This window comes from Candidatus Photobacterium acropomis, assembly GCF_030685555.1.
GTDB classification, from domain to species: Bacteria; Pseudomonadota; Gammaproteobacteria; order Enterobacterales; family Vibrionaceae; genus Photobacterium; species Photobacterium lucens.
Window position 1 is genome coordinate 933,939 of record NZ_CP131608.1, and the last position, 26,141, is coordinate 960,079.

The 26,141-nt window shown below is 37.5% G+C and carries 24 protein-coding genes; 13 read left to right on the plus strand and 11 right to left on the minus strand.

Annotated features, from left to right (window positions below; translation table 11 throughout):
• Position 1 precedes the first annotated feature (1 nt).
• The 3 genes from Q7657_RS04180 to Q7657_RS04190 all read left to right on the plus strand — a co-directional run bounded on the left by Q7657_RS04180 (position 2) and on the right by Q7657_RS04190 (position 2,981).
• Entirely contained in the window at positions 2 to 484 is a 483-nt protein-coding gene (locus tag Q7657_RS04180; RefSeq protein WP_258178238.1) for a hypothetical protein, read from the plus strand.
• Positions 485 to 577: 93 nt separating this feature from the next.
• Complete coding sequence (locus tag Q7657_RS04185; RefSeq protein ID WP_107165726.1) at positions 578 to 1,711, plus strand: fatty acid desaturase; 1,134 nt, start codon at positions 578 to 580, stop codon at positions 1,709 to 1,711.
• Between the two features lie 367 nt (positions 1,712 to 2,078).
• Positions 2,079 to 2,981, plus strand: coding sequence for a L,D-transpeptidase family protein (locus tag Q7657_RS04190; protein WP_053989005.1), 903 nt, complete (start codon positions 2,079 to 2,081; stop codon positions 2,979 to 2,981).
• A 489-nt stretch (positions 2,982 to 3,470) separates the two neighbouring features.
• On the opposite strand, the gene Q7657_RS04195 is transcribed toward Q7657_RS04190, so the two are convergent.
• From Q7657_RS04195 to Q7657_RS04215, 5 genes are all read right to left on the minus strand, one after another.
• Entirely contained in the window at positions 3,471 to 3,731 is a 261-nt protein-coding gene (locus tag Q7657_RS04195; protein WP_008989251.1) for an Lpp/OprI family alanine-zipper lipoprotein, read from the minus strand.
• Positions 3,732 to 4,179: 448 nt separating this feature from the next.
• Positions 4,180 to 4,776, minus strand: coding sequence for an SCO family protein (locus Q7657_RS04200; protein ID WP_107165727.1), 597 nt, complete (start codon positions 4,774 to 4,776; stop codon positions 4,180 to 4,182).
• A 151-nt stretch (positions 4,777 to 4,927) separates the two neighbouring features.
• Positions 4,928 to 5,848, minus strand: a complete 921-nt coding sequence (locus Q7657_RS04205) for a polyprenyl-phosphate transporter (protein ID WP_107165728.1) — start codon at positions 5,846 to 5,848, stop codon at positions 4,928 to 4,930.
• Positions 5,849 to 5,980: 132 nt separating this feature from the next.
• Entirely contained in the window at positions 5,981 to 6,646 is a 666-nt protein-coding gene (locus Q7657_RS04210) for a hypothetical protein (protein WP_107165729.1), read from the minus strand.
• 497 nt (positions 6,647 to 7,143) lie between these two features.
• Positions 7,144 to 8,088 (minus strand): chemotaxis protein CheV, encoded by a 945-nt coding sequence (locus tag Q7657_RS04215; protein ID WP_107165730.1) that lies wholly within the window; start codon positions 8,086 to 8,088, stop codon positions 7,144 to 7,146.
• A gap of 638 nt (positions 8,089 to 8,726) precedes the next feature.
• On the opposite strand from Q7657_RS04215, the gene Q7657_RS04220 reads away from it, so the two are divergent.
• The gene (locus Q7657_RS04220) at positions 8,727 to 9,149 is read left to right on the plus strand and encodes an NADH:ubiquinone oxidoreductase (protein ID WP_107165731.1); all 423 of its coding nucleotides are present in this window, start codon (positions 8,727 to 8,729) and stop codon (positions 9,147 to 9,149) included.
• Positions 9,150 to 9,286: 137 nt separating this feature from the next.
• Here the strand turns inward: Q7657_RS04220 and nagA are convergent, their stop codons facing one another.
• The gene (gene nagA / locus Q7657_RS04225) at positions 9,287 to 10,420 is read right to left on the minus strand and encodes an N-acetylglucosamine-6-phosphate deacetylase (RefSeq protein ID WP_053989011.1); all 1,134 of its coding nucleotides are present in this window, start codon (positions 10,418 to 10,420) and stop codon (positions 9,287 to 9,289) included.
• Positions 10,421 to 10,801: 381 nt separating this feature from the next.
• On the opposite strand from nagA, the gene Q7657_RS04230 reads away from it, so the two are divergent.
• On the plus strand, positions 10,802 to 12,151 hold the full coding sequence (locus tag Q7657_RS04230) for an MDR family MFS transporter (protein ID WP_107165732.1): 1,350 nt from the start codon (positions 10,802 to 10,804) through the stop codon (positions 12,149 to 12,151).
• Positions 12,152 to 12,321: 170 nt separating this feature from the next.
• Positions 12,322 to 13,080: a DmsC/YnfH family molybdoenzyme membrane anchor subunit gene (locus Q7657_RS04235; RefSeq protein WP_107165733.1), complete on the plus strand. Its 759-nt coding sequence runs from the start codon at positions 12,322 to 12,324 to the stop codon at positions 13,078 to 13,080.
• Between the two features lie 81 nt (positions 13,081 to 13,161).
• Here Q7657_RS04235 and Q7657_RS04240 read toward each other — a convergent pair whose 3' ends face one another.
• Positions 13,162 to 13,707, minus strand: coding sequence for an isochorismatase family protein (locus tag Q7657_RS04240; protein ID WP_107165734.1), 546 nt, complete (start codon positions 13,705 to 13,707; stop codon positions 13,162 to 13,164).
• A gap of 130 nt (positions 13,708 to 13,837) precedes the next feature.
• Between Q7657_RS04240 and Q7657_RS04245 the strand changes: the two genes are divergently transcribed.
• From Q7657_RS04245 to Q7657_RS04260, 4 genes are all read left to right on the plus strand, one after another.
• Positions 13,838 to 14,524: a VC0807 family protein gene (locus Q7657_RS04245; protein ID WP_053989015.1), complete on the plus strand. Its 687-nt coding sequence runs from the start codon at positions 13,838 to 13,840 to the stop codon at positions 14,522 to 14,524.
• Between the two features lie 169 nt (positions 14,525 to 14,693).
• The gene (locus Q7657_RS04250; protein ID WP_053989016.1) at positions 14,694 to 15,185 is read left to right on the plus strand and encodes a hypothetical protein; all 492 of its coding nucleotides are present in this window, start codon (positions 14,694 to 14,696) and stop codon (positions 15,183 to 15,185) included.
• A 312-nt stretch (positions 15,186 to 15,497) separates the two neighbouring features.
• The gene (locus tag Q7657_RS04255) at positions 15,498 to 16,412 is read left to right on the plus strand and encodes a cation diffusion facilitator family transporter (protein WP_107165735.1); all 915 of its coding nucleotides are present in this window, start codon (positions 15,498 to 15,500) and stop codon (positions 16,410 to 16,412) included.
• Positions 16,413 to 17,188: 776 nt separating this feature from the next.
• On the plus strand, positions 17,189 to 18,781 hold the full coding sequence (locus tag Q7657_RS04260) for an EAL domain-containing protein (RefSeq protein ID WP_107165736.1): 1,593 nt from the start codon (positions 17,189 to 17,191) through the stop codon (positions 18,779 to 18,781).
• Between the two features lie 266 nt (positions 18,782 to 19,047).
• Here Q7657_RS04260 and nagZ read toward each other — a convergent pair whose 3' ends face one another.
• Positions 19,048 to 20,052, minus strand: a complete 1,005-nt coding sequence (gene nagZ, locus Q7657_RS04265; protein ID WP_107165737.1) for a beta-N-acetylhexosaminidase — start codon at positions 20,050 to 20,052, stop codon at positions 19,048 to 19,050.
• A gap of 292 nt (positions 20,053 to 20,344) precedes the next feature.
• Here nagZ and Q7657_RS04270 point away from each other — a divergent pair, with 292 nt between their 5' ends.
• Positions 20,345 to 20,836, plus strand: coding sequence for a DUF1097 domain-containing protein (locus Q7657_RS04270; RefSeq protein WP_107165738.1), 492 nt, complete (start codon positions 20,345 to 20,347; stop codon positions 20,834 to 20,836).
• A gap of 83 nt (positions 20,837 to 20,919) precedes the next feature.
• Here Q7657_RS04270 and Q7657_RS04275 read toward each other — a convergent pair whose 3' ends face one another.
• A complete protein-coding gene (locus Q7657_RS04275) occupies positions 20,920 to 21,858 on the minus strand; it encodes a siroheme synthase (RefSeq protein WP_107165739.1) in 939 nt (312 codons plus the stop codon).
• Positions 21,859 to 21,981: 123 nt separating this feature from the next.
• Positions 21,982 to 23,103, minus strand: coding sequence for a S1 family peptidase (locus Q7657_RS04280; RefSeq protein WP_107165740.1), 1,122 nt, complete (start codon positions 23,101 to 23,103; stop codon positions 21,982 to 21,984).
• A 193-nt stretch (positions 23,104 to 23,296) separates the two neighbouring features.
• Between Q7657_RS04280 and Q7657_RS04285 the strand changes: the two genes are divergently transcribed.
• Positions 23,297 to 24,133, plus strand: a complete 837-nt coding sequence (locus Q7657_RS04285; RefSeq protein WP_107165741.1) for a DUF5718 family protein — start codon at positions 23,297 to 23,299, stop codon at positions 24,131 to 24,133.
• A gap of 47 nt (positions 24,134 to 24,180) precedes the next feature.
• Positions 24,181 to 25,056, plus strand: coding sequence for a sulfurtransferase (locus Q7657_RS04290; protein WP_107165742.1), 876 nt, complete (start codon positions 24,181 to 24,183; stop codon positions 25,054 to 25,056).
• A gap of 88 nt (positions 25,057 to 25,144) precedes the next feature.
• On the opposite strand, the gene Q7657_RS04295 is transcribed toward Q7657_RS04290, so the two are convergent.
• A complete protein-coding gene (locus tag Q7657_RS04295) occupies positions 25,145 to 25,975 on the minus strand; it encodes a phosphate ABC transporter substrate-binding protein (RefSeq protein WP_107165743.1) in 831 nt (276 codons plus the stop codon).
• Positions 25,976 to 26,141: the final 166 nt, after the last annotated feature.

Below are 26,141 nucleotides of genomic sequence, written 5' to 3' on the forward strand. Positions count from 1 at the left end.
TATGGCAAGTGTGAGCCAATTTAATGCTGATTTGGAATTACAGCACATATATTTGGAAGTGTATGCCGAGCGTTATCATCATTTAAAAACATTTATCGAGGCATATTATTGTTTTACGCATGGAGCCGTAACGAAAAATGATAAGCCTGATTGGGAAGCGATTTTTGATACCGGCATTAGGACAACACAATCTCAAGGTGTAGTGGATCGTAAATTGCTAGTAAGAGATATGCTGGTGCCATTTTCAGTGTTAGTTGGAATGATGAAAACCATGGTAAGGGATGATGATTTAACTATTGAAGGGCTACGTCAACTGCTTGATGAAAAGCTGAAATATGTCGTATTGACTCGAATTGAACATTCAATATTGGATAAACAAGGTTTGAAAGATGCGATGCCAGCGAGCTTCTATCAGACAAATAGTCATTATTATCAGCGAAATACTGCCCGCTACGATGTGGCAGGTATCACATTAGTAAAATAGCCTTAGTGTAAATAACAGCTTGTCACTTGATAGTCTGAAATTTACCTATATTCTGGCTTACATGTGTACGCTGAGTATAGAGTAAGAATAAGGATGATAACTCAACAGCCAAAACCTCCTGTCATTTGGTTAAACGTAGCCGTATTTAGTGTGACCTTCTTGGTTGCTTTAGTGGGTGTGCCGCTTTATGCCTATCACTATGGTTTTGATTGGTTACAAATTACGATGTTGTTTTTGGCATTTAGCTTTTGTGGCATGTCAATAACAGCAGGCTACCATCGTTTATGGTCACATAAGACGTATCAAGCGAATGCAGTTTTGCGTTTTATTTTTGCAATTGGTGGTGCGTTTGCGTTGCAAAATAGCATTTTGCATTGGTCGTCAGATCATCGAATCCATCATCGTCACGTTGATAACAACGATAAAGATCCGTATTCAGCGAAAAAAGGGTTCTTTTACAGCCATATCGGGTGGATGCTTCGTGCATATCAAGCAAGCCGTTATCATGATTATGATAATTGCCGAGACCTGCAAAAAGATAGCATCGTGATGTGGCAGCATAAGTATTATTTACCGTTAGCGATTGCAACTAACCTAGGGATCCCATTAGCTTTTGGTTTGATCCATGGTGATGTATGGGGCGCATTATTGCTTGTCGGTGTTTTACGTTTGGTATTAAGTCATCACACGACATTTTTCATTAATTCGCTGGCACATATTTGGGGCTCTCAGCCATACACTGATAGAAATACCGCCCGTGATAATGGATTTCTGGCGTTATTAACCTTTGGTGAGGGTTACCATAATTACCATCATATTTTCGAGAATGATTATCGAAATGGTATTTGCTGGTGGCAGTTTGATCCAACGAAATGGTTGATCAAATCATGCTCATGGATAGGTTGGACAAAGAACTTAAAAGTGACGCCGGCCGATCGTATTGAGAAAACCAAAGCGAAAATGCAGTTTACTCGTATTCAGCAGCACCTAAGCTCAATGCCAAACAGCATGGCTAGGATGTCGCATTTAGAAGATGAATATAACGCATTGATAGCCAAAATTTCAGATTACTACCAAGCAAAGAAACGTTTACTTGAGCTAGAAAAACAGAAACTTGCAAGCAGTTATGATAATTTTGAGTTTGTGCAGCAATATAAGTCGATGAAAGAGCGTTTAGAATTACAACGACGCGAGTGGAAAGGGCTTATTCAGCAATATGCGCTGTAAGTTATTCAAGAAAAAGTGAAATAAAATGAAGAGCTGTTGAGGTTTAACCGTAACCTAACAGCTCTTTTTTCATATTAACGGTATAGTAATACCCTTAAGTGACTTCAATATACTGAATTTCATATCTCGAAGTTACGTAGTTATAAAGATATAATCACACTTAGCTGTATAGTTAAGCTATGTAAATGATTGACTATACAGAATTAGGCTAATGTTCTGCATATTGCTATGCTAGTAGAATTGGTCTTTATAAAGTACTATGGATTGTAGAGATTTGTTTATAGTTAGTAGTTAAGTGTTTTACTCGCTATAACAGCAATAATTGATTTGTTGCAACACTCAGAAAATTATTAACGGAGACGTCGTTTTGTACCGCGCATTACTTCTTTCACTCACTTGCTTGGTTTCATCTGCAGCAAATGCAATTGAATATCAGTTACCAACCGATGGTAGTAATATCGTTGGTACACCTAATTACTACGAAGTACAAAAGGGAGACAGCCTTGCTGATATCGCCAACAAGTATAATGTTGGTTTCCTTGGTATGATGTCTGCAAACAAAGGCATTGATCCGTTTCTTCCTGCTCCTGGACGTTTATTAGAGATCCCTACCAAAGTTGTGTTACCTGACGTGGCTCATAAAGGCATTGTTGTAAACCTCGCCGAGCTGCGTTTGTATTACTTCCCCAAAGACGATGCATCAAAAGTTTATATTTTCCCTATTGGTATCGGTCGAGTTGGGCGTGAAACGCCAAGTATGACAACGACAATTAATGAAAAGGTGAAAAATCCAACGTGGACACCGCCAGCATCTATCCGTAAAGAACATGCTGCACGTGGTGATATTCTTCCTGCTGTTGTTCCAGCAGGGCCTGATAATCCACTTGGTGATTACAAAATGCGTTTGGCTTATGGTCATGGTGAATATTTGATACACGGTACGAATAAAGATTTTGGTATCGGTATGCGTGTAAGTGGTGGCTGTATTCGTATGAACCCATGGGATGTGGAGTGGTTGTTCCCTCATGTCGCATTAGGGACACAAGTACGTATTATCAACCAGCCAGTAAAATATTCAGTAGAGCCAAATGGTAAGATCATCGTAGAAGTGCATTCACCATTGTCAAAAGATGAGTCTCAAATCGGTGAGAAGAAAGTGGTAACTGCACCGAAGCAGCTAATTGAAGATCTAAACTATGACAATGATGCTTACCAAGTCCTAAATAAAGCATTAGATGAACAATCTGGTATTCCAGTAGTATTAAACTGATTTTTTCATTGATATCTAAAACGAGAGCTGATGCTCTCGTTTTTTTTGCTTTCAATAACGTGAAACGCTTTCTAAAGTACTTTTTATTTTGTACGTACCAGCCTAGCTTAATGTTCTAATAAGTGCGTAGAGAGCATTGCATACGATTATGTTAGGCAAAATTGAAATGCTGTTATATGGGCGTTTAAGCTGATAATCGTTGCGTTGTTATTCGGAAAAAATGAGTAAGCAGTAACTGCAGGGAAGTCATAAAGCTCGTTTTTTAGCTGCGCAATAAAAGACTAATTTATTACATCTTAAGCTAAATTTGTGCCGTATTTTATATTGAGTTAGAAGCAATAAGGCATATTAATGTTTGTAGTAACATGATATTACATGGCAACCATTAATGCGAAATAGGTATGGTGAATGGTTTGAAAGGCTATTTATTCAAGACAAAAAAAGAGATGGCATAAAAGCCATCTCTCTAAGTATCTAGCCTAAGACAAATTACTTAGTGTAAGAACCAGCAATGTTGTCGATACGCTTGTTAGCACGCATTGCTTCTTGGTAAGCTGCGTCTGATGCTGCACGAGAATCGTTTACTGCGCTAACGATTTGGTCTTGTTGACCTTGTAGTGCACTTACTTGCTCTGCTAGAGTGTCAACTTTGTTAGTTAGTTGTTGCATTTGGTCTGCGTCAGTGCTTGAACAACCTACTAGAGATGCAGATAGTAGAACACCAGCTAAGATAGATACAGTACGTTTCATTTTTTATAAATCTCCATATTGATTTTGCCACTACAACTGAGTGTGAAAGTTTGAGTTGGCAAATTCATTATGGCATAACTTCTTAAAATTGCTCATTAATTTTTTTGGCTAAGTTCAAAAAAATCGCGTTCAATATGATTTTTCGGATAAAAAATATACAAATCTAACATTAAATTTTCATACTGTATTTGTGACTAACTATGCGCAACACCGCTTGTAATAAGGGCTGGAGGCATATTTATGACTGTTACAAAAATAATAAGTCAGCGTTATGTAAAAAAATACGATTAAAAAAAAATGAAACATAACAGGCGAATAAATGAACGAAAATGCAAACGATTTTTGTGAGATGTTTCACACACACGTTAAAACCGCTAATCACTAAAATTGACATCCATCTTTTTGGATTATGAATCATTGTGCATTTTGTTGTTATCGTTTGATCAAATTATGAGCTAGGTACTTGTTTGATAATATCAGGTATTGCATTAACCAATGGTGCAGGGTTGAGAAGATGTGGAATTTTCTCAATGAGTTCACCTTCTGGTGATAAGAAATAAAAATAGGAATTGTGATCAATTGCATATTCAAGAGCTGAATCTTTTAGCTCTGTTCGTATTTTTAGTACGCCATATTTTTCTACTAAAGCTTCTGTTTGTTTATTGGTACCTGTCATACCTGAAATCATAGGATGGAAATGTTTTGCATAATTAGCGCTTGTCGTGGCGTCATCACGCTCAGGATCTAAGGTAATAAAAACAGGCCAGATCTGCGCTAATTGTTCTGATGGTAGCTGCTTTAATGCGGCAGACATGACTGCAAGCGAAGTCGGGCAAACATCAGGGCATTGTGTGTAGCCAAAATACACTAGACGAACTCTGCTATCTGTAGGGTTATACAGGTCAACAGCAGTATCGCCAGACTCTAATATATTGATTGGGTAATCAGGCTCACTAGAAAGGTTTGGATCTCGACTATCAAGGATATAGCTGGTAGTTAGTCCAGCAATTAATGCGAGTGACAGAATCATCCATTGGTATTTCATTTGTTTATCCTTAAACAAGCACAACAGTAAAATTCGATTATGTGTTTAGCTTAAAGATAAGTGTAGGCAAGTTTTATACTTTTGTGAGGTCGGGTTTAAAGATAAAAGAAAGGCAGCTCATTGGCTGCCTTTAGATATTGTTTATTTGATATTACTTTTGCTCTGCCGCTGCAAACTTCTCTAATCCCCATACCACAGCAATACCTAAGATCATGGCAATGACTGCATAAGTGATTAAAGCAGGGTGTCCTGTTACTTGTTCAAAGCTAAATGGTGATAAGTTGTGCTCAAGCAGTGGTACTTGCTCACCGTGTGAGTTAACACGCCAGCTGACGACTTCTTTCCATGGCCAGATTTTGCTTAATGTGCCGATCATTAAACCGGTTAGAAAAGTTAAAGCAAGATCTCGGTAGCTACGAAGTAGCCAAGATAAGAAATGAGAGAAACTCAATAAGCCAACCAAACAGCCGATTGCGAATGTACCAAGTGTAACAACATCAAATGATTTTGCTGCTGCAAGGATCGGTGCGTACATACCAAGTAGTAACAAAATAAAGCTACCTGAAATACCTGGTAGGATCATGGCACAAATGGCAATAGCGCCTGCAATTAATACGTTAATTGGTGTTGGTTCCATCGCAACTGGATGAAGCACTGTAATGCCATAAGCAAACACGGCACCAAAAACAATGGCAATGAAGCGGTTAATCGTCCATTTATCCACTTGTTTGAACATATGGATAACAGAAATGATGATTAGACCAAAGAAGAAAGACCATAGTGGAATTGGATGGGTTTCAAGCATCCAAGTAATGAATTTTGCTAAGGTAAAGATACTGGTAAGGATACCGCCGAATAGGCAGATCAAAAAGGTACCGTTAATATGCTCATAAGCACCTTTAATACCATCTTTACGAATAATACCAATTAGAGAAGGGTTAACACGACGAATACTCTCAAGCAGGGTGTCGTAGATGCCAGTGATGAAAGCAATGGTGCCACCAGAAACACCAGGTACAACATCAGCTGCACCCATAGCCATGCCTTTTAGAAAGGTGAAAAGTTTATTCATTAGATTATGTATCTCTATGATAGCCAATAATATTTGGCGTATTATACAAGTAAGAGCAGAGATACTACCACAAATCACTGACTTGATAACTTGGCTTATTTGTAAGCAAAATCATTATATGAGCAGAGTGTGTTATAAGGCTGCAAATTTGGTTGTTTTCGACTTCCTAGCAAATTCAGCAAATCGCTCGCAAGGTTCTTGATGGAAAGTAAAACTTGTTTGTTTGTTACCAATAATATCAAGCAGTAACAATTCCGCTTGGTACTTTGCTTCTAGCAATTGTTCATTGTTGAAGTAGCTCAATACGGGTGAGACAAGTGTTTTGTCAATTTGTTGTAAAGAGTAATAGCACTGATTAATAGCGATATTATCATTAAAAAGTTCTAATGCCTGATACTGTGTTTTTACTGTGTCTTGTGACTGTAAAAGACGCAGTAATTTGTCCCAGCGTTCAGCGGCTAAAATACCCATCGCGACGTATTCTGAACGTTGATAACTTTTTAGTAGCATTCGCTCATAATCGTCTCGTATACCGTTGTTATTAAGATCGACGCCAAATAAAGAGCCATTAACTGATGTGTCATCTTGCTGATAAGGGCGGGGGACTTGGCTGCTACTCACGTTCTTGGTTGCTAATATTTCTAAGGACTTAAATTGGTTTAATGGTAGATCAATATTATGTTGAGTGAGTTTCTCTGGCGATAATTTGATAATTCGAGGAGTGTTAACTTCGGCTTGGGTATGAAATGAAGTGATTAAAGGAATAAATGCTAGCGATACTTTTGTTAAATTACCCATAAATATTCTTCTTCACAACAATCCATTATGTGACATTGAAGTGCCATGATCACTTTATTCATTAACAACTTCAATTTTTATGGATTAGAAATGAGATCATCAGATAAGTATTTTTTTAATACTGTTACTGTATGCGGTAAAAACTTTGTCTGTGATCGCAAATTAAAAGAAAGTCTTACAAAACAGGCAAGTATATAAATAAAGACCTTAGGTATGTTCAGGTTATATTTAGATTATGAAATTATACTAAAGATAGAAAATGGGATGTTTTCCATTTTCAACTCAAACAACGGATTGTGTATATTACATTGTAATATTTAGGAATTATATGTCAGAGCACGTATTTGAAGTGTTATTAATAGTGAGTGCTATTATTATTGCGCTTAGTGTGTTTTTAATTATGGTTGCTCATTGAGTAGCAAATTCAACTCTATCAAAGGTCAATAAAGCAAAATGAATTGCCTTATTGGCATTTGAGAGAGTTTATCGAGCATTAATTAACTCGCTATCTTTTCAAGTAATCGATCCTGTACCACTTCAACGATAAGATCAGGTTGGAATTTAGAAATGAATCTATTACAACCGACCTTTATTGTCATTGCTTCATTAAAACTGCCACTTAACGATGTATTTAACGTTATATATAAGTCAGCCATACGTGGGTCGTGACGGATCTTATGTGTCAGACGATAACCATCCATTTCAGGCATTTCAGCGTCAGTGAACATCATAAGTATTTCATCTGTGATTGTTTTTCCTTCATGACACCATTGGTCGAGTAGATCATAAGCTTGTTGCCCGTTTTTTGCTTCAACCACTTTGATACCCAATTGCATTAAAGTCGATTTAATTTGATTACGAGCAGTCGGTGAGTCATCAACAATCAGTATTTTGTGACCTTGTAATTGTTGGCTAACTTCATTATTTAGTAACTCATCTGAGATCTTAATATTATAGTCAATGATGTTCGCCAACACTTTTTCTACATCAATAATGCCTACCAACTGGTTTTCATCTTCACGTTTGATTTGACAGATAGCAGTCAGGAAGTTGTTTTTACCTACTTGATCGGGAGGTGGTTGAATATCTTTCCATGTCATGTTCACGATGTTCATTACTTGACCAACTAAAAAAGCTTGTACGCTACCATTGTATTCAGTGACGATCAGGTTGCTCAGTTCATTAACATCTGTTGCTCTCATACCAATAGAGGCGCGTAAATCGATTACTGGGATTGACGTTCCACGAATTGAAGCAACACCTTTTACATGTGAGTGAGAGCCCGGAAGACAATTTAAAGTAGGTACTTTGACGACTTCTCTAACTTTGAATACGTTGATGGCAAATAGTTGGTGACTGTTGAGTTTAAAGATCAATAACTCCAACCTATTTTCACCTACAAGTTGGGTCCGTTGATTCACACTGTCTAAAATCGTAGCCATGTTTAACTGTCCTTAGTTAGCGATGCTGACGTCATTGAATAACTCATAGTATCGACAAATTCATTAATTTATTAAGTTAAATACGACTAAGGTTATGATTTTAATCTGTAAAAAGTGAGCTAGATCTTAACTTCATGGTGTCATTTTTGATAGATGACATAAATAATCATTGAATCAAAAAAGAAAACATTTGGCAGTATATGCTAGCTGTTAGGGGATAGGGATTAACTGATGCTGAAACTACAACTAATCAACGATTGTTATCGATGGAAATAAAAGTTTGTTATCAATATTCGATTATTGAAATTTTGATATATTCAGCTAATAAACTCACTTGATATTGATTGTTCTATGATCGTTTAAGCTGTTTTATGCCTGCTTCTCTTTATAATTCTCTAAAATAATTCCTTTTATGTATATTGTTAATTAAATTAGTTATTTAACAATTCTTTTACTATTATTGCTTTGGTTATTTAAAATCAATCAGTTGATAGTTAACTCTTTATAATGGCACGAATTAATGCCATTTTTGCAAAAGTGAAATCTTTCAATGCATATATACATATTGCTATCAAAGTGAGAAAATATACCAAACAGCAATATTGAGCACTTTTAGCCCGGAATTCAGAGAGGCATTTATGAAATTAGCGTTGATTTTTTTACTATCATCAATTGGTGGCGTTCTTTCTGGTGAGCATTTTCATTCTTTTATTGCTGGCTTTGGTATTGCAGCAGTATCGGTAGGAGTCGCTTATTGGTTAGCGTTTAGATCAACTCGTTATCCACAATTGGCAGTATTACTTCTGTTATTAGGAATGGTGGCAAAACTGGCTGTAACAGTGACTGGTGTTATGTGGGGGTTAAAAGCGGACGTTATTAATTCTCCATTTATCTTCTCGCTTTCTTATTTATTCTTCTTGATTGTTGTTTCTTACGGTTACTTCAAGTTAAGAGAATTTCAAATGGCAATGGCAGAAAAGCGTGCAATTGTATTAGCTAGCCAGAAGGCGAGTGCAGAACAGCCAGAAGCCAAACCTTCACTAACATCGCAAACCGTATAAAATTAATACATATTATTGTACGGATTACTTAAGAGTGATGTGGTGCTTAGTACCGTTAATGAAGATTAAATAAACTAATCAAAAAAGAGGGCATATAGCCCTCTTTTTTTATTCTGCTGAAATAAGAAACGTTTAAATTAGAAAACGTGCTTACCCATTTGGAATACGTGCTTAACTTGGTTGTCATCTGAAAGCAGTGTGATGTTCGCTTTGTAACCTGCTTTTAGCATACCGTACTCGTTATCAATGTTTACAGCTTTTGCAGGGTATAGTGTAGCCATACGTAGTGCTTCTTCACGAGATAAACCAACGTGGTCGATCAGGTTGTTTAGACCTTGGATCATCGTTACAGCAGCACCAGCAATAGTACCGTCAGCGTAGTGACACTTACCATCAGTAACAAATGCTTTTAGACCCGCCATATCGAACTCAGTCATATCTGTACCTGCTGGCGCAACAGCATCTGTTACCATGAATAATTTCTCACCCATGATTTCATGTGCAATACGTACAGATGGGAATGATGCGTGGATACCGTCAACGATGATACCTGCATGTGGTTTTTTATCGAAGATGTAACCAACAACGCCTGGCTCACGTGAACCTAGTGGTGTCATTGCGTTGTACAGGTGAGTTGCCATTGTTAGGCCATTTTTCTCGTTAACTTGATCGTAAGTAGCATTAGTATGACCAAGAGAAACCGTGATACCTGCTTCACGAACGATATCGATAACAGATTGTGGCGTGTTTTCTGGTGCAACAGTTAGTACACAGATCTTGTCTGCATTGTCTGCTAGGTAGTGAGCCGTTTTCTCGTCTAGTTGGCGGATAAACTCTTCACGGTGAGCACCTTTCTTTTCAACACTGATGAATGGACCTTCAAGGTGAAGACCTAGTACACCAAGTTGTTCTGGTTTCTCAGTTGCTTCAACCATTTCGATCACTTCAACAAGAGACTCGCCGTCACTCGTGATGAAAGTAGGTAGGAACTGAGTTGTACCGCTCTTAAGGTTTGTTTCATTCATGATTTGCAGCGTTTCAGTGCTGATAGCTGTGTTTAGCAGTACACCGCCACAACCATTTAGCTGAAGATCAATAAAACCTGCAGAAGCTAACATACCTTTAGCATCAACAACTGTTTCTGGTAATTCTGCTTGATTCACTTCTGACATAGGAACGATGCGTTGAATAACGTCATCTTGAACGAAGATTGCTTGATCGTTTAGCGTGTTCTGTCCGTCAAATACATTGACATTAATAATTGCGATCATTGATTTCTCACTTGTAATTTCTGAGCTGAAGCTGCTATTGCTTCAGTTAATCCTTTTTCTTTTACAATGCCTCGTCAATTTCGCTTAAATACGTAACGAAACATCGACTAAAATCTTAAAAATAAATCTTATTTTTTTATGTGAAATAAGATACCTGTTTAATCCTTGATTCGTCAAATCATTTCATTAAAAAAACAGCAGAATCAGACATAATTGGTTTTTAGTTATTCACACAACGTATGAATTGACACGATTTTTTTATTTAGATAATAAGCCAGATAATATAGCAAGGCGTTCGATTGTATAGTAATTAACATACAAATCATCACTTTATTTCAACAATAGTGCAGATACAGTATCTTATAGGGGAAGGAGAGAGATATGACTACCCCTAAAACGATTTTTGGCAGTGTAGCGTTAGTAATAGCGTTAGGCTCATTAGAAAAAAGTATTGTTACGACCCCTTTACCTATGATTGGGCAAGAATTACAAGCAGGTGAGCTTTTGACCTGGGTTGTTACGGCTTATTTACTCGCTTCTACCGCAGTGTTACCGCTATATGGAAAGCTAAGTGATCTGTTTGGTCGGGTAAGAATGCTTAATGTCAGCATTGTACTGTTTGTCTTGGGTGCTATTGCATGTGGGTTATCGCAAGACATAAATATGTTGATTGCAGCACGTGTACTACAAGGGATTGGTGGCGGAGGCTTAATTGCGCTTGCGTTTACAGTGATAGCAGACACGATTCCGGCAAAGGAAGTGGGTAAATACCAAGGCTATATTTCAGCGGTTTATGCCGTTTCGAGTATCGCAGGTCCATTACTAGGTGGCTTTTTTACTGAGCAATTGAGTTGGCGTTGGGTTTTCTGGATCAATATTCCGCTCGGTTTGTTAGCTGTTTGGTTGATAAATAAGAACTTAAGTCATCTAAATATTAGACGAAAGAGCCGCTTTGATTGGATCGGTGCGATGCTGCTTATGGTTGTTACTACGCTGTTATTACTAGTGATCTCACCTGAATCGCATTTTTCTAAAATATTATTAGTTGGGATGTTATGTGTTTTTTCTCTATTGCTCGTGATTGTTGAGTCACGGGTTGCCGATCCAATTTTGCCTTATAAGCTGGTGAGGTTATCAGGATATGCAATAAGCGTTTTTTTGATCATGTGCTCACAACTTTTGATGTTTGCTGTATTAGTTTATTTACCGTTACAGATGCAATGGCAACAGGGCGTGACAGTGTCACAAAGTGGCCTGATCATGGTTTATTTTATGTTTAGTATCACAACTGGAGCGTATTTTTCCGGTAAATACATCGCAAAGTCAGGCTTATATAAGCGCGTAGCCGTGATTGGTTTTGGTTTGGCTACGGGGGCTTTAGTGCAATTATATATGGGGTGGAGCGTTCATCTATCTTTAGTGTTTGCTGGGCTTGGATTAGGTTTTACTTTGCCAGCATTGAGTGTTGTTGTTCAGCATGTGTTACCGCCAAAAGATAGAGGCATTGGAATGTCGATGTTTAGTTTTGGACGTGAATTAGGCGGAGCCATTGGTGTTGCTATTTGCTCCACTGTTTTTCACAGCCAAGTACCAACCGCTGATATATCACAAAAAGTCGATGTGCTGATTTTGCAGCATGGGTTTAATTTAACTTATCTTACTATGGCTGGTATTGCTGCGCTGGCTATGGTGCTGACGTTATGGATACTCAAGAGTCGATCATTAGATTAATTCGTTAAGGTAAGTAGGTATTTAAATGAAGAAAAGGGATAGTGAATTACTATCCCTTTTCTTTGCACTTAATCTGGCTTTTCTGCAAAATAGCGCCCTTATCAATTATTGTGCTATCAAATCAATTATTAGGGAATTGGCAGCACTCTCATGCAGTACAGGAGTCATCAATGCAGTGGACTGACTGGCCATTTATCATTTCTCAGGTATTAACACAGTTTTCTATTGGCGCATTCATCATTTTAGGCGGCATTATGCTGACTGGAAAATTATGTTTTGGTCAAAGTGACAGGGTATTAAAAACATTACCTATTATTTGGGTGTTATTGATCATCGCAATGTTGTTACGTGAAGGAACGCTGATGTTCGGCGGAGTGAATAGCGTATCAAGTTTTGGTTTAGAGACCTTTTTTGCGCTGAGCTTTATTATTCTGACAATTACATATTGGTTCTGTGAAAAGCAGCTGGTCGGTAGTGATAAGTGGCGAAAATTGTTCCTTATTATTATTGTAGTTTGGGGTGGATGTTATTTTATTGACGGTGTGTTAGCACATGCTGTTCAGCTACAAGTGGTTGTGCAGTTTATCTTGGCAGTACTTTTAGGTGGTGCGCTTTTGGCACACAGCATGTTAGTAAAAGCAGAGCATAAACTCACTGCGTTAAACCGTGTGTTGCCTTTATGTGGGGCGGTATTAGCACTGATTGCTGTTATAGCTAATATTAACGGCATCGGCGAGTTAGTACAGCAAGCTGAACAAGGTGCTATTGCTGGCTTTATCTTGCGAGCCGTTAGCATTGGCTCGTTGTTAATCGCTGTAGGTTTATGGTTAATGCCGCTAGTGACAAAAAGCAAACCTGTTGCTGCTATGATGTTTTTAAGTACGACTGTAATGAGTCTCGCAAGCATAACAGCAGCGCTATCTATGTAGTTATTCTCTTTTAGCGAATTGATATAATAAAGGCCTTACATACACCTTAGTTTTTAAAGTGTGTTTAAGGCCTTTTTATTACTATTTAATGAGCTTTAGCAGGGCTTTGAAACGCCCACCACTCGCCACACGTTGTAATTCAAATAACAACATTTCAGTTGAGCTAATTTGTGCTCCCGCACGTTGCATTTTATTTATCGCAACAAGCTTATTCTCTTCCGTTCGAGAACTAATCGCATCACTGACTACGGTGACGTGGTAACCATCTGCAATAAGATCGATCACCGTTTGATAGACACAAATATGTGCTTCAATACCTATAATTATAATGGATTTACGTTGTTTTAACTGAAGCTGTTCAAGGAAACTGATATTTTGAAAGGCACTAAATGTCTCTTTTGCAATAGGTGTAAAACCTTGTTGCTGTAAAGGGGCGGCGATTTGTGGAATAGTTGCCCCTAATTTATCTGGTAATTGTTCAAGCCAAAGTGTGGGTATATCAAATAGTTCAGCGCCTTTGACCATGATTTCAGCATGATGAAAGAAGTCATCTTTTTTATGCATTAAGTGTGCAAGGTTGCCTTGAATGTCAATCACAACCAACACGGAATTGTGGATATCAAGCATGCGTTATTCCTTTTGTTGGTTAAAAATTTAATGGTTTGTAACCATATAGCTCTTTACAGTGTTGTAGAGAAACGGAACAATGCAAAGAGACAACGTAAAATAAATGTAAACAAAGGAAGTGGCGTCAGACATGGCTGAAAAGAAATCGAATCCGTTAAGTGAAATTGTTTTTAACGTTATTGTGCCTTCAGTGATCTTAATGAAATTCAGTGGTGAAGAGCAATTAGGTGCAGTAGGGGGCTTGCTTGTTGCGTTAGCATTTCCTGTTGCTTTCGGTGGTTATGAGCTTGTTCGTTATAAAAAATATAATTTCATTGCCTTACTCGGTATTGTCAGTGTGCTTTTAACGGGTGGTATTGGTTTATTAGAGCTAGATACTAAATGGTTAGCCATCAAAGAAGCGTTGATTCCTGGCTTAATTGGTATCGTGGTCTTTGGTTCAACTTTCACTAAGTTTCCGGTTGTGCGTAAATTAGTACTTAATGATAGCGTATTAAATTTAGGGCTAATTAATGAACGTCTTAAAGAGAATAATAACGAGCATTTGTTTGATCGTTGTTTAACGCAATCTAATTATATGTTTGCAAGTACTTTTCTGTTTTCTTCAGTAATGAACTACATCTTGGCTACCGTAATTGTAACCAGTAAATCAGGAACAGAAGCGTTTAATGAAGAGTTAGGTCGACTAACACTATTGAGTTATCCAATGATTGCCATTCCATCCATGATAATGATGATGGGTATCTTCTACTTCGTGTGGCGTCAGATCCGCCGTATGACACAATTAGAAACAGCGCAAATTTTTAAAGCACAATAAATCAGTGCTGATTGGGAATAAAAGCAGTGGGTAAACCGCTGCTTTTTTGTTTTTACATCATAACTAACAAGCGATAAGTGTCTTACATATAAGATAAATATAATGTCTAAAACATAAGATGAACTTTTGAGTAATAATTTATACATGTAGATTTGATAATGGACATGTTATGAAGCCAACCTCAATTATCATCGCATCATTTTTCATTGTTGCTTGTTCAAGTATTGATATCGCTAATTCATCGGATAAAGAAGGTTTACAATTTGTCGACAAGCAATGTAGTGATTTGCAGGCGAAAAGCCAATCACATTTCTTTAATTCATTTCTTGATAAGCAATATCAAAAAGTAAAAGAGCTCAAAGGTTTTATCAGTGAGCAAAACTATAAAGAATTACATGTTGCGTTGTCACAATTTAATGACCATTGGGAAATGCTGAACTTGCAAACCTATCAAGCGTGCGAAAAGTTAGCACGATGCGAGTACATCAAAGGGCAGTATATCTCTTCGTATAATAAGCAACAGCGCAACCGAACTAAGCTTGATATTGATAAGCAAACCATGTGCGATAAAAGTAGCTTCGAATTTGACTTAAGCAGAGTGAAAATGGTGTCGTTTTACAGTGATGTTGAACGTTTAGAACTAGTCAGAGAAAACCCGTAGTAGTAGCCTCTCCCATGATAGCGATATTTTGTATTAGGACGATGGGAAAATTATCGCTAACTCCTTTTAAATTAATCTCTTACCTGCATTTCTTTAAGTTTGGCCTCACCAGTAAACAAAACTAAATTAGTTTTTAAAGGAATGTAATTAGCATTATTTAATGCTGAATAAATATCAAAATTTTTCCTAAAACCACTTTTAATGGTATTGTATTAGTATCTATATTATTAAATATAGGTGCAATTTTAATCGTAATTACATAAATGTGACGGATAGTTACATAACATTTTAAGTAAAAACTAGGAGGATATTATGGCTACATGCCGTAAAATTAGTAAAGAGAGAATGGCTCTGAAGATATCGTTAGCGGGTACTATTTTTGTTGCCTCGCTTGGTATCGGATATGGCTTATATGTAGGTTCTAATGCCATTCTACTTGATGGTATGTTTTCTTTCTTAAGTATGGGGATGACTGGGCTAAGTCTTTACACCGCATACTTGGTATCAAAGCCCGATGATGAACAATTTCAATTTGGTTATGCCCATTTTGAACCACTCATAAACGTAGTAAACGGCTTACTGATTTTAATCACCTGTTTATTTGCATTTATTACTGGCGTACAAACAATCATGCATGGTGGCCATGACATTGTATTGGGAGACGCGATTATTTATGCAGTACTTTCTACAGTAAGTTGTTTTTCGATCTACTTCTTTGAGACATACATTGCAAGAAGCGTCGATTCTGAACTAGTGCGTGTTGACTCCCAAGAATGGCTGGTAGATGCCATCTTGAGTGCCGCTATATTGGTTGGCTTTATTTTAGTCGTGATATTTGATGCGATGGGGTATTCAAAATGGAATGCTTACGTCGATCCAATTCTTGTAACTACACTTTCTATTGCTGCATCGGTATTACCAATCAAAGTGCTAAGAAGAAACTTGAAAGAAGTGTTACTCGTTGCACCGCAAGATAGTGCCCAAGAGCATGTAGATCAAGTCATCGCAGAGTTGTCAGAGAAATACGATTTTGATGATTACACACATCATTTTGCGAAAATCGGTCGTCAATATGATCTCGAAATAAACATCTTAGTCAAAGATGAAAATAAATGGACGACAAAGCAGCAAGATCGTATCCGTCAAATTATCTGGGATAAATTAGAAGATGATTTAGGTGAAACGTGGTTATCTGTGACTTTTACAGCCCAAGAGCGTTGGCTATAGCATAGATTCAAATTTCTGCAGTAAAGATATTAGGGTAATTCTCTATATAATAGAGATTATCCTAACAATCGCTAACAAATTATTACATTTCTAAAATTTTTTATCGAAGTTTACAAAATATTAACCACCTTAATGCAATCAGTTATGCATTCTTGTATCATTTCTTCGTTCTAAAAATTATCTTTGCATTTTAAGAGTTAATTTTTAGCCATTGTAAAAATCATTATTTTTAACATAGGTGAGTCATGGATACCGCTTTAGTATTAGCGTTCATTGTGGGTGCGTTTTATATTATTCTGAAAGAAAAAAAATGTACTAAGAATATTGATTATAGCAAGGAAAGCTTATAATCATCATTCTATTTATAATCTCTATTGATTAATCAAAAGCGCGTATTACGCGCTTTTTTATTTGTTTGAATAAGTTCACAAATAAATGAATGTGATAGTTATCAAACTTTATTTAATTCTCTTACATATTATCAATCAAAAAAATAAACAATAATCTATTTATATTTATTGTAAAATAGTAAAACAAATAATGTATTTGTAATTGGTATTTTAAATTTATAATATTTACGGTGTTTTTTGTTATTTATAAATGTATTCTATTTTTAATTCATGCAATTTACATATTAAAACCTGTGATCCATACCAATAATTAATTTTCAATGTGTCTTGTTTAAGTGACGATTAGATCTTAACTTTAATATAGAAATAAAATGTTACATTTATCTTTATATAAAAGTAACCGTAATTTTAATAATGGTTTTCAGGATGATTAAAAGCGAAAAAATCACAAAGAGTATTACAGATATTCTTTTGATGCGATTCTCAGGGCAGATAGGCATAGGATTAATGTTCTTTGTCATATTAATTGGCTTTGGTTTTACTACCTTAGCGCCATATTTCGCGACCAAACAGATTTCAAGTAAAATAGAGTCAGATACAGAAGAATTAGTACAAACATATATTAAAAACATTGGCGATTATCATGTTTTTATAAACAACTTGAGTCGCAATTTTGACTTTACGTGTAGTGACCAAGAACGTACTCAATTGACTCGTGTTGCTTATAGTAACTACTTGATCCGTAAAATATCATTGACACCGTCAGGTCAAACCTCATGTTCTAGTTATCAAGAGCAACAAAACCTACATGGCTTAGACTCAACGAAAATAAGCAGTTATGGTAATAATATGTCGTTATGGCTTTCTTCTAAAAAAGATAGCTTACAGCGAATATTTGAAGTGCATTGGAAAGGAGAAAAAGGTGAGTTAGTTGTTTCTTTAGAGCCAATAGTTGAAGAAATATTAAGAAATAAATATTGCTCTGATTGTGTATTAACTTCCGTTACTACAAGTGATCAAAATGAAAACTTTGCATGGCAGGGCGATATAAAACTTTATTCTAAAGAGCCAATTTATCAGGTTGTATTACCTAACGGTTTACGTCTTTCTAGTTATATAAAACCTGAGTTTATCGATAAAATATGTCAAGAGTTACGAATGCCCTTATTTTTATTAGGGTGTTCAACTGCTGCATTTTTAATTTTATTACGTCGTTCATTAATACGTCGTCGTTTATCTTTACATGCATTAGTACAGCGAGGGATCACTAAACGTGAATTCATTCCTTATTATCAACCGATCGTCAATGTAAAAACCAATGAGCTTTATGGCTGTGAGGTTTTAGCTCGATGGAAGAAGAAAGGAGCAGGGCTAATATCACCGATGGAGTTTATTCCTTATGTTGAAAAAAGTGGTCAGATAATTCCAATTACTAATTTGTTGATAGAGAAAACCATAAAAGATCTCAGCATTATTAATTGGCAATTAACTAATCGAGTGATCAGTATAAACCTCGTACCACAACAACTAGAAAACTTAGAGTTGATGAATAACTCATTGCAGTTATTTTCCAACTCGAAGATCTCGGTTAAACAGGTAGCATTTGAAATTACAGAACGAAAGCAGTTTGAGAATCTAACAATTGCCTCTGAAGTCATTGAATATCTTAAATCTCAAGGGATTGATATTAAACTAGATGATGCGGGAACAGGCTATGGCGGTTTTAGCTATATTCAAGAGCTTAACTTACGCAGCTTAAAAATCGATAAGATGTTTGTTGAAAATATCGGTACCACTGACATCAAATTGTCATTACTTGACTCGATTATAGCCTTTGGTAAACAAGCGGGGATGGAGATGATAGCTGAAGGCGTCGAAACCAAAGAGCAATCTCTGTATCTACTAGAACGTGATGTCTACCTACAGCAAGGTTATTACTTTGGTATGCCAATGGATGCTGAAGAGTTCTCTTTGTATAACCAAGAAATTCAACAACGTCACAGCATATTGATTAATTAGTGAGATCTTGTGGCTAAAGTGAATGGTGTACTCTTATTTGACGTGATTACTATGTTAATAGATAAAATAAAAAACAATGAGTTAAAGCAAATCAAAGCGAAAGATATTCAATTACAACAAAGTTGGTTATCGTATATTTCACTACTTTGTTACTTATCGATCTAGTGTACTTCTGCCGATCTTGAATCTGCGTTTAACTTGCATTTAGTCAGGTTGATTTAAATAACAAAGCCGACATGATGTCGGCTTTAGTGTACTAGCTTTGATTAAGCGTTTTTCTCTTTCCACTCTTGAGCTAAGCGAGAAATGGTTGCTTGTGTTTCTTGCCACATACGCGTGTTAATCAGATCGCTGTACTCACCTGATGGTTTTTTCAGTAGCGTTTCTAAAATAGGAACCTGTGTTTGAGGTAGGCCATCAAGGGCTTGCACAGCACCTTCACGGTTATTACATAACATTACCATGTCACAACCAGCTTCCTGTGCTGCCACAGCACGTTCACTGTAACTGCCTAATACGTCAGCACCTTTCATATTAAGATCATCAGAGAAGATCACACCTTGGTAACCAAGCTCTTTACGCAAGACTTGTTTTAACCAGTATTCAGATCCACTTGCTGGTTTTTCATCATAAGCATCAAATACAACGTGTGCTGGCATCATGCCTTGCAGTAAATTGTTCTCGATAAGATGTTTAAATACTGTCATATCATGTTGTTTGATATTGTCACGAGAATCATAAGGTGTTTCTAAGTGAGAATCGGCAATTACACCGCCATGACCTGGGAAGTGTTTACCCGTTGCAGCCATACCTGCTTGCGCCATACCTTGGATAAACTGGCTTGCATGGCGAATAATTTCTTGCGGATTATCAGAAAAAGCACGATCACCAATGGCTTTACAGTCGTAGCCCAGATCAAGTACAGGGGCGAAACTGATATCAATATCCATGGCTAATAGTTCAGCTGCCATTAACCAACCACCTTGCTTTGCTAGGGCTTCACCATTTTCTGATGCGGCAAATGCACGGGCTGGTGGTAGTTGTGTAAAGCCTTCACGGAAGCGTTGAACACGACCACCTTCTTGGTCTACACCGATCAGAAGAGGGCGTTTAGCGGTTTTACGAATGTCTTTTACTAACGCACGAAGTTGTTCACGGTTGTCATAATTACGTGCGAAAAAGATGATGCCACCAACGGTAGGATGTTGAATAATTTCGCGTTCTTCTGCATCAAGTTCGTAACTTGATACATCAAGCATTAAAGGTCCCATGACGGTGCTCCGAGTAACATTAGGTAAGGCAATTAAATTACCATAGTGAGTTTTATCCGCAATTTATAATCTACTTTTACTTATTGATATTACGGTGATTGTTTAGTGACTGAGCATTATTAACGAATCACTGACATTTGATTATTTTAAATGAAAATATATACATGATTAGAATCACACATAAAATGATTACAAGTGTAATAACTTTTACTCTCTGTGATCTTTGTTGATTAATTCCTCTTAATCATACGTTACACTTAGCAACATATTAGGTGTTGTTAAGAGTAAAATTATGTCTGTACTTGTTGCGATTGCTATAACTACCGGAATTTTATCTGGGATCTGGGGATGGATTGCAGTATCACTCGGCTTATTAAGCTGGGGCGGATTTCTAGGCTGTACGACATATTTTGCTCTTCAGCGTGATGGCATTAAGGGCGTTGGCTTGAGCATCGCAACTAATCTTAGTGGTGTGTTTTGGGCAATGGTGATCATTAAGCTGTCGTCAATGGTCAGTCTTGATATTATCGGTTACGTTGTCACTGCTATTGTTGCATTTATGATGTGTGTACAAGCGAAAAAGTCTTGGTTATCTTTTATTCCTGGTACCTTCATTGGTTCATGTGCAACATTTGCAGCGAATGGTAATTGGCAGCTAGTGGTGCCATCTTTAGTATTGGGCGTGGTGTTTGGCTATTTAATGAAAAGCACGGGTTTATGGCTTCATGCTAAATTAGCCGAAAAAAAAACTGCAGATACTGAGCGACAAGCTATTTCAGATTAATACGGTTTGGATTGAGTAAAGCCGCTGATATTAAGTGTTATATCAGCGGCTTTTATTTTATAGCTAGCTAAGGGGTACTTAGCTTATCCGTGGCTGGGAACAAAGATGCCATTTCGTTCCGTGCAAAGTTTCTTCAATGTTGGACGATGCTGATCTTTAGGTGCCAATACACAAACACGTAACCCTTCTGCTAGCAGTGCTTCTACTCGTTCAACAAGCTTGGTGTATTGATAACTTTCTCGGTCGGCATCACGGCGGCATAGATCAACGAAAATATCATTCTTATCTTCAGGATAAAGGACAAATTCAGACTGTTGCATTAAACGTAATGCTTTAATTGTTAACAACTCAGGATCGTTACCTGTTTCAATTAAATATAGATTCGCACCTGTATCTTCATGGTTTTCTAATAACTCAGTGAAAATCTGTTCCAGTTGTTCTGTAGTTGTTGCTGCTTCAACGGCAGGTGAGCGGAAGAAACGCTCCCAAAACTTACGACGCTCATCAACCGTTTTATAGTGTTGCTTAATACGCCCACGTTGCTGACCTGAAAAACTAGCAAGTAAGCTGAGGTTTTGTGGAAGTTGAGTTTCCAGTTGTTCACGAATATAGCGCACCAGAACTGGGGATGCGCCACCACTCGATACCGCAACTTGAATGGGTGAGCGATCAATCATGGATGGTGTAATGAAGTCACAAAAATCAGGATCATCAACGACGTTGGTCCAAATTTGCAATGCATTAGCGTCATGATAAACCTGATGGTTAAGGGCTTTAACATCCGTTGTAGCCCAAACTTGATCAAAATCTGTAATTTGCGATTTGTCGTATTCTGCTTGGATGTAAGTAAATTGCCCATTTTCCAAAAGCGCGGCAAGATGTGGGTGTAATTGTGGTGAAACAAGAGTGATATTAGCATTGGCTTTAAGAAGTAAATCAACCTTACGGCAAGCCACTTCACCACCACCAATAACAAGCACTTTTTTATGGCTTAATTTGAGAAATACTGGGAAAAAATCCATTTCGATGTCCAATATAAAGGCTCGCAAAATGCGTGCGCTTATAGTAACTAAATGTTTATAAACTGATCTTTTAGTATCACGAAAAGATCACTAAGAGCAAGCCTATCTGGACATGTACGAAGGTTAATAGCTTTTGCTTTGATTTTGGCGCCAACTTACAGCAATTAATCCAATTAATATACTGAACCATGTGATAGCACCACCACCATTTTGTTCTGCTGCAACAGTGACAACTGCTTGTGCAGTGTCTCTATTGATAGAGTCTTCTTTCGCAACAGAGAAGGGATCAACTAGTATGTTTGGTTGTAGAGAGTCATCATCGAGGGAGAAATCAGGGTTGTTGTCATATGCTTGAATTTGATTTTCGATCCAAGTGCGATAAGTAGAAACTTGGGTATATTGACCCGTCAGTTGATTGTATTGATTTTCAGGGTTACTGCTTCGTGATGAGCATTTGGCGCCGTTGCTCGTGACACCGATAAGTCTGATCCCTAAATCACTATTAGCAATCGCTTGTGCATTTTGCCAAATAAGTGGCCCACCAGAATCGCCACTACATACATCTTTGATCAGGCCGTTGATATTAGAATCAGCACAAACCATGTATTGATCGTCAATATTAAGCCCGACACACTGATCGTCGGGCACACCCGCTAAAGTAATTAATTGTAATGTAGTTGGGTAGCCTTCTTCTAATGTGTCTCCCCAGCCAGAAGCAATTGCTGTGACGGGGGAATCGGCATTTGTTATCCATGAATTATCGAAGTTAAGATCAGCCATTATCTGCTCATCGTGGGTTACGATTTTAATCGGCTGTGCCACATCAAATAGAGAGCGTTCGACACGAATTATCGCAATATCATTCAGGAAATTTTTTTCATTATAGTCGGGATGACTGATCCGCTTAACGACATTAAAAAAGAAGCGCTCGTCTAAGTTATTGAAGTTACCGTCTTCAATTAAGCTGGTACCTGCAATTACAACATCATCAATATCGGAAGTATTACAGTGCGCGGCAGTCAATAACCAATATTCACTGATCACTACAGCACCACAGCTGACGCTGTCATAATTTTTTTGTTTCAATGCAGCCTGCCACGGCATTAGTAGAGGGGCATACTGTGTTACTTCAGTGCCATTTATGGCTTTGGCAACAGGTTGAGAATGAGTATATGCGAAGGAATAAGAACCAATAAAAAAGAAAAACGTGCAGAAGATGAATTTTACCCCAAATTGTACTGTCATATGCAGCTCCGCCTTGAACTGATGTTTCTTTAAGCGTAGCTATAAGTGTCAATAAAATGACTTGATATAAGATATTGATCGCATAAAAGTGAATTTGTATTAATTTTGATACATGATAATGCAAGGTTGATTACAGTTTCGATGTGTTGAAGCCTTTAAAATATGGATAATTTTATTATTTAATGGATGAGATATGTTTAAGTCTTGTATTGGTTTCGGGGTTGCTGGCAATTTTGCGGGTCATCTTGAACAAGCTGGGGAAGCGGCTGATTTCTTAAAAGTTGAAGTAAAAGAAGCTGTTCAACCCAAAGCGATTTTTCCTTTTTATCTGCCTTCTAATGTCGATTCATTTCTGACGGTGTATCCATTATCATCGACTAACATTACGCCACCCAATGATGCTTATAATCTGCAAATTGAACCAGAAGTGGCGTTGATTTGTGATATTGAATATACACCATCTATTGATGGCGATATTAACGTTGCAGCTTTAATTCCACGTCAATTTGCCGCTTATAACGATTGTTCTATTCGTAAGCCTAATGCGAACAAAATTAGTGAGAAAAAGAACTGGGGTACGAACAGTAAGGGAATTTCACAAACTCTGATTGATATTGATACGTTTGAGCAAGATGGCATTTTAGATCGTTACCGTATCGCCAGTTTCCATCAACATAACGGTCAGTTGCATACCTATGGTGAAGATAGCCCTATTATTGGTTATAGCTACTTCCACCAGAAGTTGCTTGATTGGGTTGTTGAGCGTATGAACTATCAGCAAGATGTTGGTCCAACAGAAAATATTAAAGCATTATTGAATGTTGCTGATCATCCGAAACAAGCCATTATCAGTATTGGTGCCACACGCTACACTCCTTATGGTGAAACGCATTTCTTGCAATCTGGTGATACCAGTATCGTTGTAGTCTATGACGGTACACTATATAACCATGATGACATTGTTAGCATGGTTGAAAACAATGATTGGCAAAGTGATGGCTTGTCTGTGTTAGTACAAACTGTTGATTAAGTAGTAAAATAAACGAGTTAGTTATTTAAAGATAATAAGGATCAGCAATGTCGTTACCTAATCAGCATGAAGATTTAGTCTCGGTACAATGGTTACACCAAGCATTAGAAAATCAAGTACATGCGAGTGACGCACAGCAAGATCTTGTTGTATTAGATGCTAGCTCGTTTATGCCAGGCGTTGATCGTAACGCAGAGCAAGAGCTTATTGATAAGCGTATTCAAGGTGCTCGCTTTTTTGATATTAATGAAAGGCTGGCAGCACCTAATACTGATTTACCTCATATGCTGCCATCGGCTGAGCAATTTGCTAATGAAGTTAGCAAGCTAGGGATCAGTAATAATACCCATATCGTGGTTTACGATAGTTTAGGCATGTTTTCATCAGCACGTGGCTGGTGGATGTTTAAAGCGATGGGGCACAATAAAGTTTCTGTACTGGATGGTGGTCTACCAGCTTGGATTGCAGCTGGTTATAACACTGAGTCAGGCGAATTACCTACTATTATGCCAACAGCCTTTAATGCAGAGCTACAGCCTGAGTGGGTGATTGATGCTGATGGTTTAAATCAGTTATTAGCAGATGATAGTGTTGCTGTCATTGATGCTCGCCCAAGAGCCCGTTTTCTTGGTTCAGTAAAAGAGCCACGAGCAGGGATCCGCAGTGGTCATATGCCTAATGCGAAGAACTTGCCTTTTGCAGAGTTGCTGAATGATGGACATTTTATTGAATTAGCCGATATTCAAACCAAGTTTGATGGTATTTCTCGTCCCGATCAGCGTTTGATTTTTAGCTGTGGTTCCGGCATTACCGCTTGTATTTTAGCGTTGGCTGCACATCGCATTGGCCGTAAAGTGCTCACTGTTTATGATGGTTCATGGACTGAATGGGGCGCTAACGAACGTTACCCTGTTGTGAAGTAGTTTATATATCAATATAAAAAGGCGAACAGTTGACTGAATGTCATTGCTGTTCGCCTTTTATTTTGTCAGCTAGAGACTCGCTGCGTTGTTATACATTCTCATCAATAGAGACATAACCTTTATCACGAATAATGGTTTGTGCTTGATTTGATAATACGAATTTAATGAATTGCTGCGCATCTTTGTCTAGTTTGCTCTCTTTGAACATCAGCAGGAATGGGCGAGCGATCTTATATTCACCTGACTCAATTTTTTCAATGGTTGGGAAAACATTATCGTAAGAAACTGCTTTAACAGAATCATCAACAGATCCCAGTGATACATAGCCAATCGCATGTTTATTACGAGAAACTAAGCTTTTCACCATGCCATTAGTGCTAACCACTAAAACACGTGGGCTAATGTCTGAAACAGTAAATTCAGAAACTTTCTTGGTTAACCCCATAAAGTGTTCAAACGAAAAGCGGGAGCCTGAGGCATTTTCACGGCTAACGACAGCCATGTCTAAATCATGACCGTTAATTGATTTCCAGTTAGTGATCTTACCTTGGTAAATATCCATCACTTGTTGGTGAGTTAAGTTAGACACAGGGTTATCTTTATTTACTACTAGCGCGATACCATCATGAGCAATGGTGACGGTTTTGTAGTTACCGTCAAGCTCTGATGGTTCAATAATACGAGAGCTCATGCCAATTTCAGCTGCACCTTGTTTTACAGCAGTGATTCCAGCGGTCGAACCTGTTCCTTGGATCGCAATAGTTGTGTTTTGGTGGGTTAATGAATAGGTATCAGCTAGCACATCCATTATGTGGCTAACTGAAGTCGATCCTGCAACAGTAACTGTTTCTTTAGCTTGTACAGTTGCTGAAGTGACACATAGCCCTAATGTCAGCAGGCTAATTATTGTTTTAAGCATTTTTTACTCCATGAGCTTAATTATTTCGCGCTGTATCTTATTTCAATATTGTGACAATCTTGTGAATAGGACACAGAATCAAAGAGGTATAAAGTCAAATTTAAGCTAGGAATAGTCACTAAAAAACGTTAAGTATATGAATCTATATGGCTAATAAGTGAGTGAT

Coding starts and splice junctions, on each gene's coding strand:
- Q7657_RS04250 (WP_053989016.1), top strand. CDS start 14,694: ATGAAGCCAACCTCAATTATCATCGCATCATTTTTCATTGTTGCTTGT.
- Q7657_RS04285 (WP_107165741.1), top strand. CDS start 23,297: ATGTTTAAGTCTTGTATTGGTTTCGGGGTTGCTGGCAATTTTGCGGGT.
- Q7657_RS04295 (WP_107165743.1), bottom strand. CDS start 25,975: ATGCTTAAAACAATAATTAGCCTGCTGACATTAGGGCTATGTGTCACT.
- Q7657_RS04180 (WP_258178238.1), top strand. CDS start 2: ATGGCAAGTGTGAGCCAATTTAATGCTGATTTGGAATTACAGCACATA.
- Q7657_RS04255 (WP_107165735.1), top strand. CDS start 15,498: ATGGCTACATGCCGTAAAATTAGTAAAGAGAGAATGGCTCTGAAGATA.
- Q7657_RS04230 (WP_107165732.1), top strand. CDS start 10,802: ATGACTACCCCTAAAACGATTTTTGGCAGTGTAGCGTTAGTAATAGCG.
- Q7657_RS04245 (WP_053989015.1), top strand. CDS start 13,838: ATGGCTGAAAAGAAATCGAATCCGTTAAGTGAAATTGTTTTTAACGTT.
- Q7657_RS04220 (WP_107165731.1), top strand. CDS start 8,727: ATGAAATTAGCGTTGATTTTTTTACTATCATCAATTGGTGGCGTTCTT.
- Q7657_RS04205 (WP_107165728.1), bottom strand. CDS start 5,848: ATGAATAAACTTTTCACCTTTCTAAAAGGCATGGCTATGGGTGCAGCT.
- nagA (WP_053989011.1), bottom strand. CDS start 10,420: ATGATCGCAATTATTAATGTCAATGTATTTGACGGACAGAACACGCTA.
- Q7657_RS04290 (WP_107165742.1), top strand. CDS start 24,181: ATGTCGTTACCTAATCAGCATGAAGATTTAGTCTCGGTACAATGGTTA.
- Q7657_RS04280 (WP_107165740.1), bottom strand. CDS start 23,103: ATGACAGTACAATTTGGGGTAAAATTCATCTTCTGCACGTTTTTCTTT.
- Q7657_RS04240 (WP_107165734.1), bottom strand. CDS start 13,707: ATGCTTGATATCCACAATTCCGTGTTGGTTGTGATTGACATTCAAGGC.
- Q7657_RS04200 (WP_107165727.1), bottom strand. CDS start 4,776: ATGAAATACCAATGGATGATTCTGTCACTCGCATTAATTGCTGGACTA.
- Q7657_RS04260 (WP_107165736.1), top strand. CDS start 17,189: ATGATTAAAAGCGAAAAAATCACAAAGAGTATTACAGATATTCTTTTG.
- Q7657_RS04185 (WP_107165726.1), top strand. CDS start 578: ATGATAACTCAACAGCCAAAACCTCCTGTCATTTGGTTAAACGTAGCC.
- Q7657_RS04270 (WP_107165738.1), top strand. CDS start 20,345: ATGTCTGTACTTGTTGCGATTGCTATAACTACCGGAATTTTATCTGGG.
- Q7657_RS04210 (WP_107165729.1), bottom strand. CDS start 6,646: ATGGGTAATTTAACAAAAGTATCGCTAGCATTTATTCCTTTAATCACT.
- nagZ (WP_107165737.1), bottom strand. CDS start 20,052: ATGGGACCTTTAATGCTTGATGTATCAAGTTACGAACTTGATGCAGAA.
- Q7657_RS04235 (WP_107165733.1), top strand. CDS start 12,322: ATGCAGTGGACTGACTGGCCATTTATCATTTCTCAGGTATTAACACAG.
- Q7657_RS04195 (WP_008989251.1), bottom strand. CDS start 3,731: ATGAAACGTACTGTATCTATCTTAGCTGGTGTTCTACTATCTGCATCT.
- Q7657_RS04215 (WP_107165730.1), bottom strand. CDS start 8,088: ATGGCTACGATTTTAGACAGTGTGAATCAACGGACCCAACTTGTAGGT.
- Q7657_RS04275 (WP_107165739.1), bottom strand. CDS start 21,858: ATGGATTTTTTCCCAGTATTTCTCAAATTAAGCCATAAAAAAGTGCTT.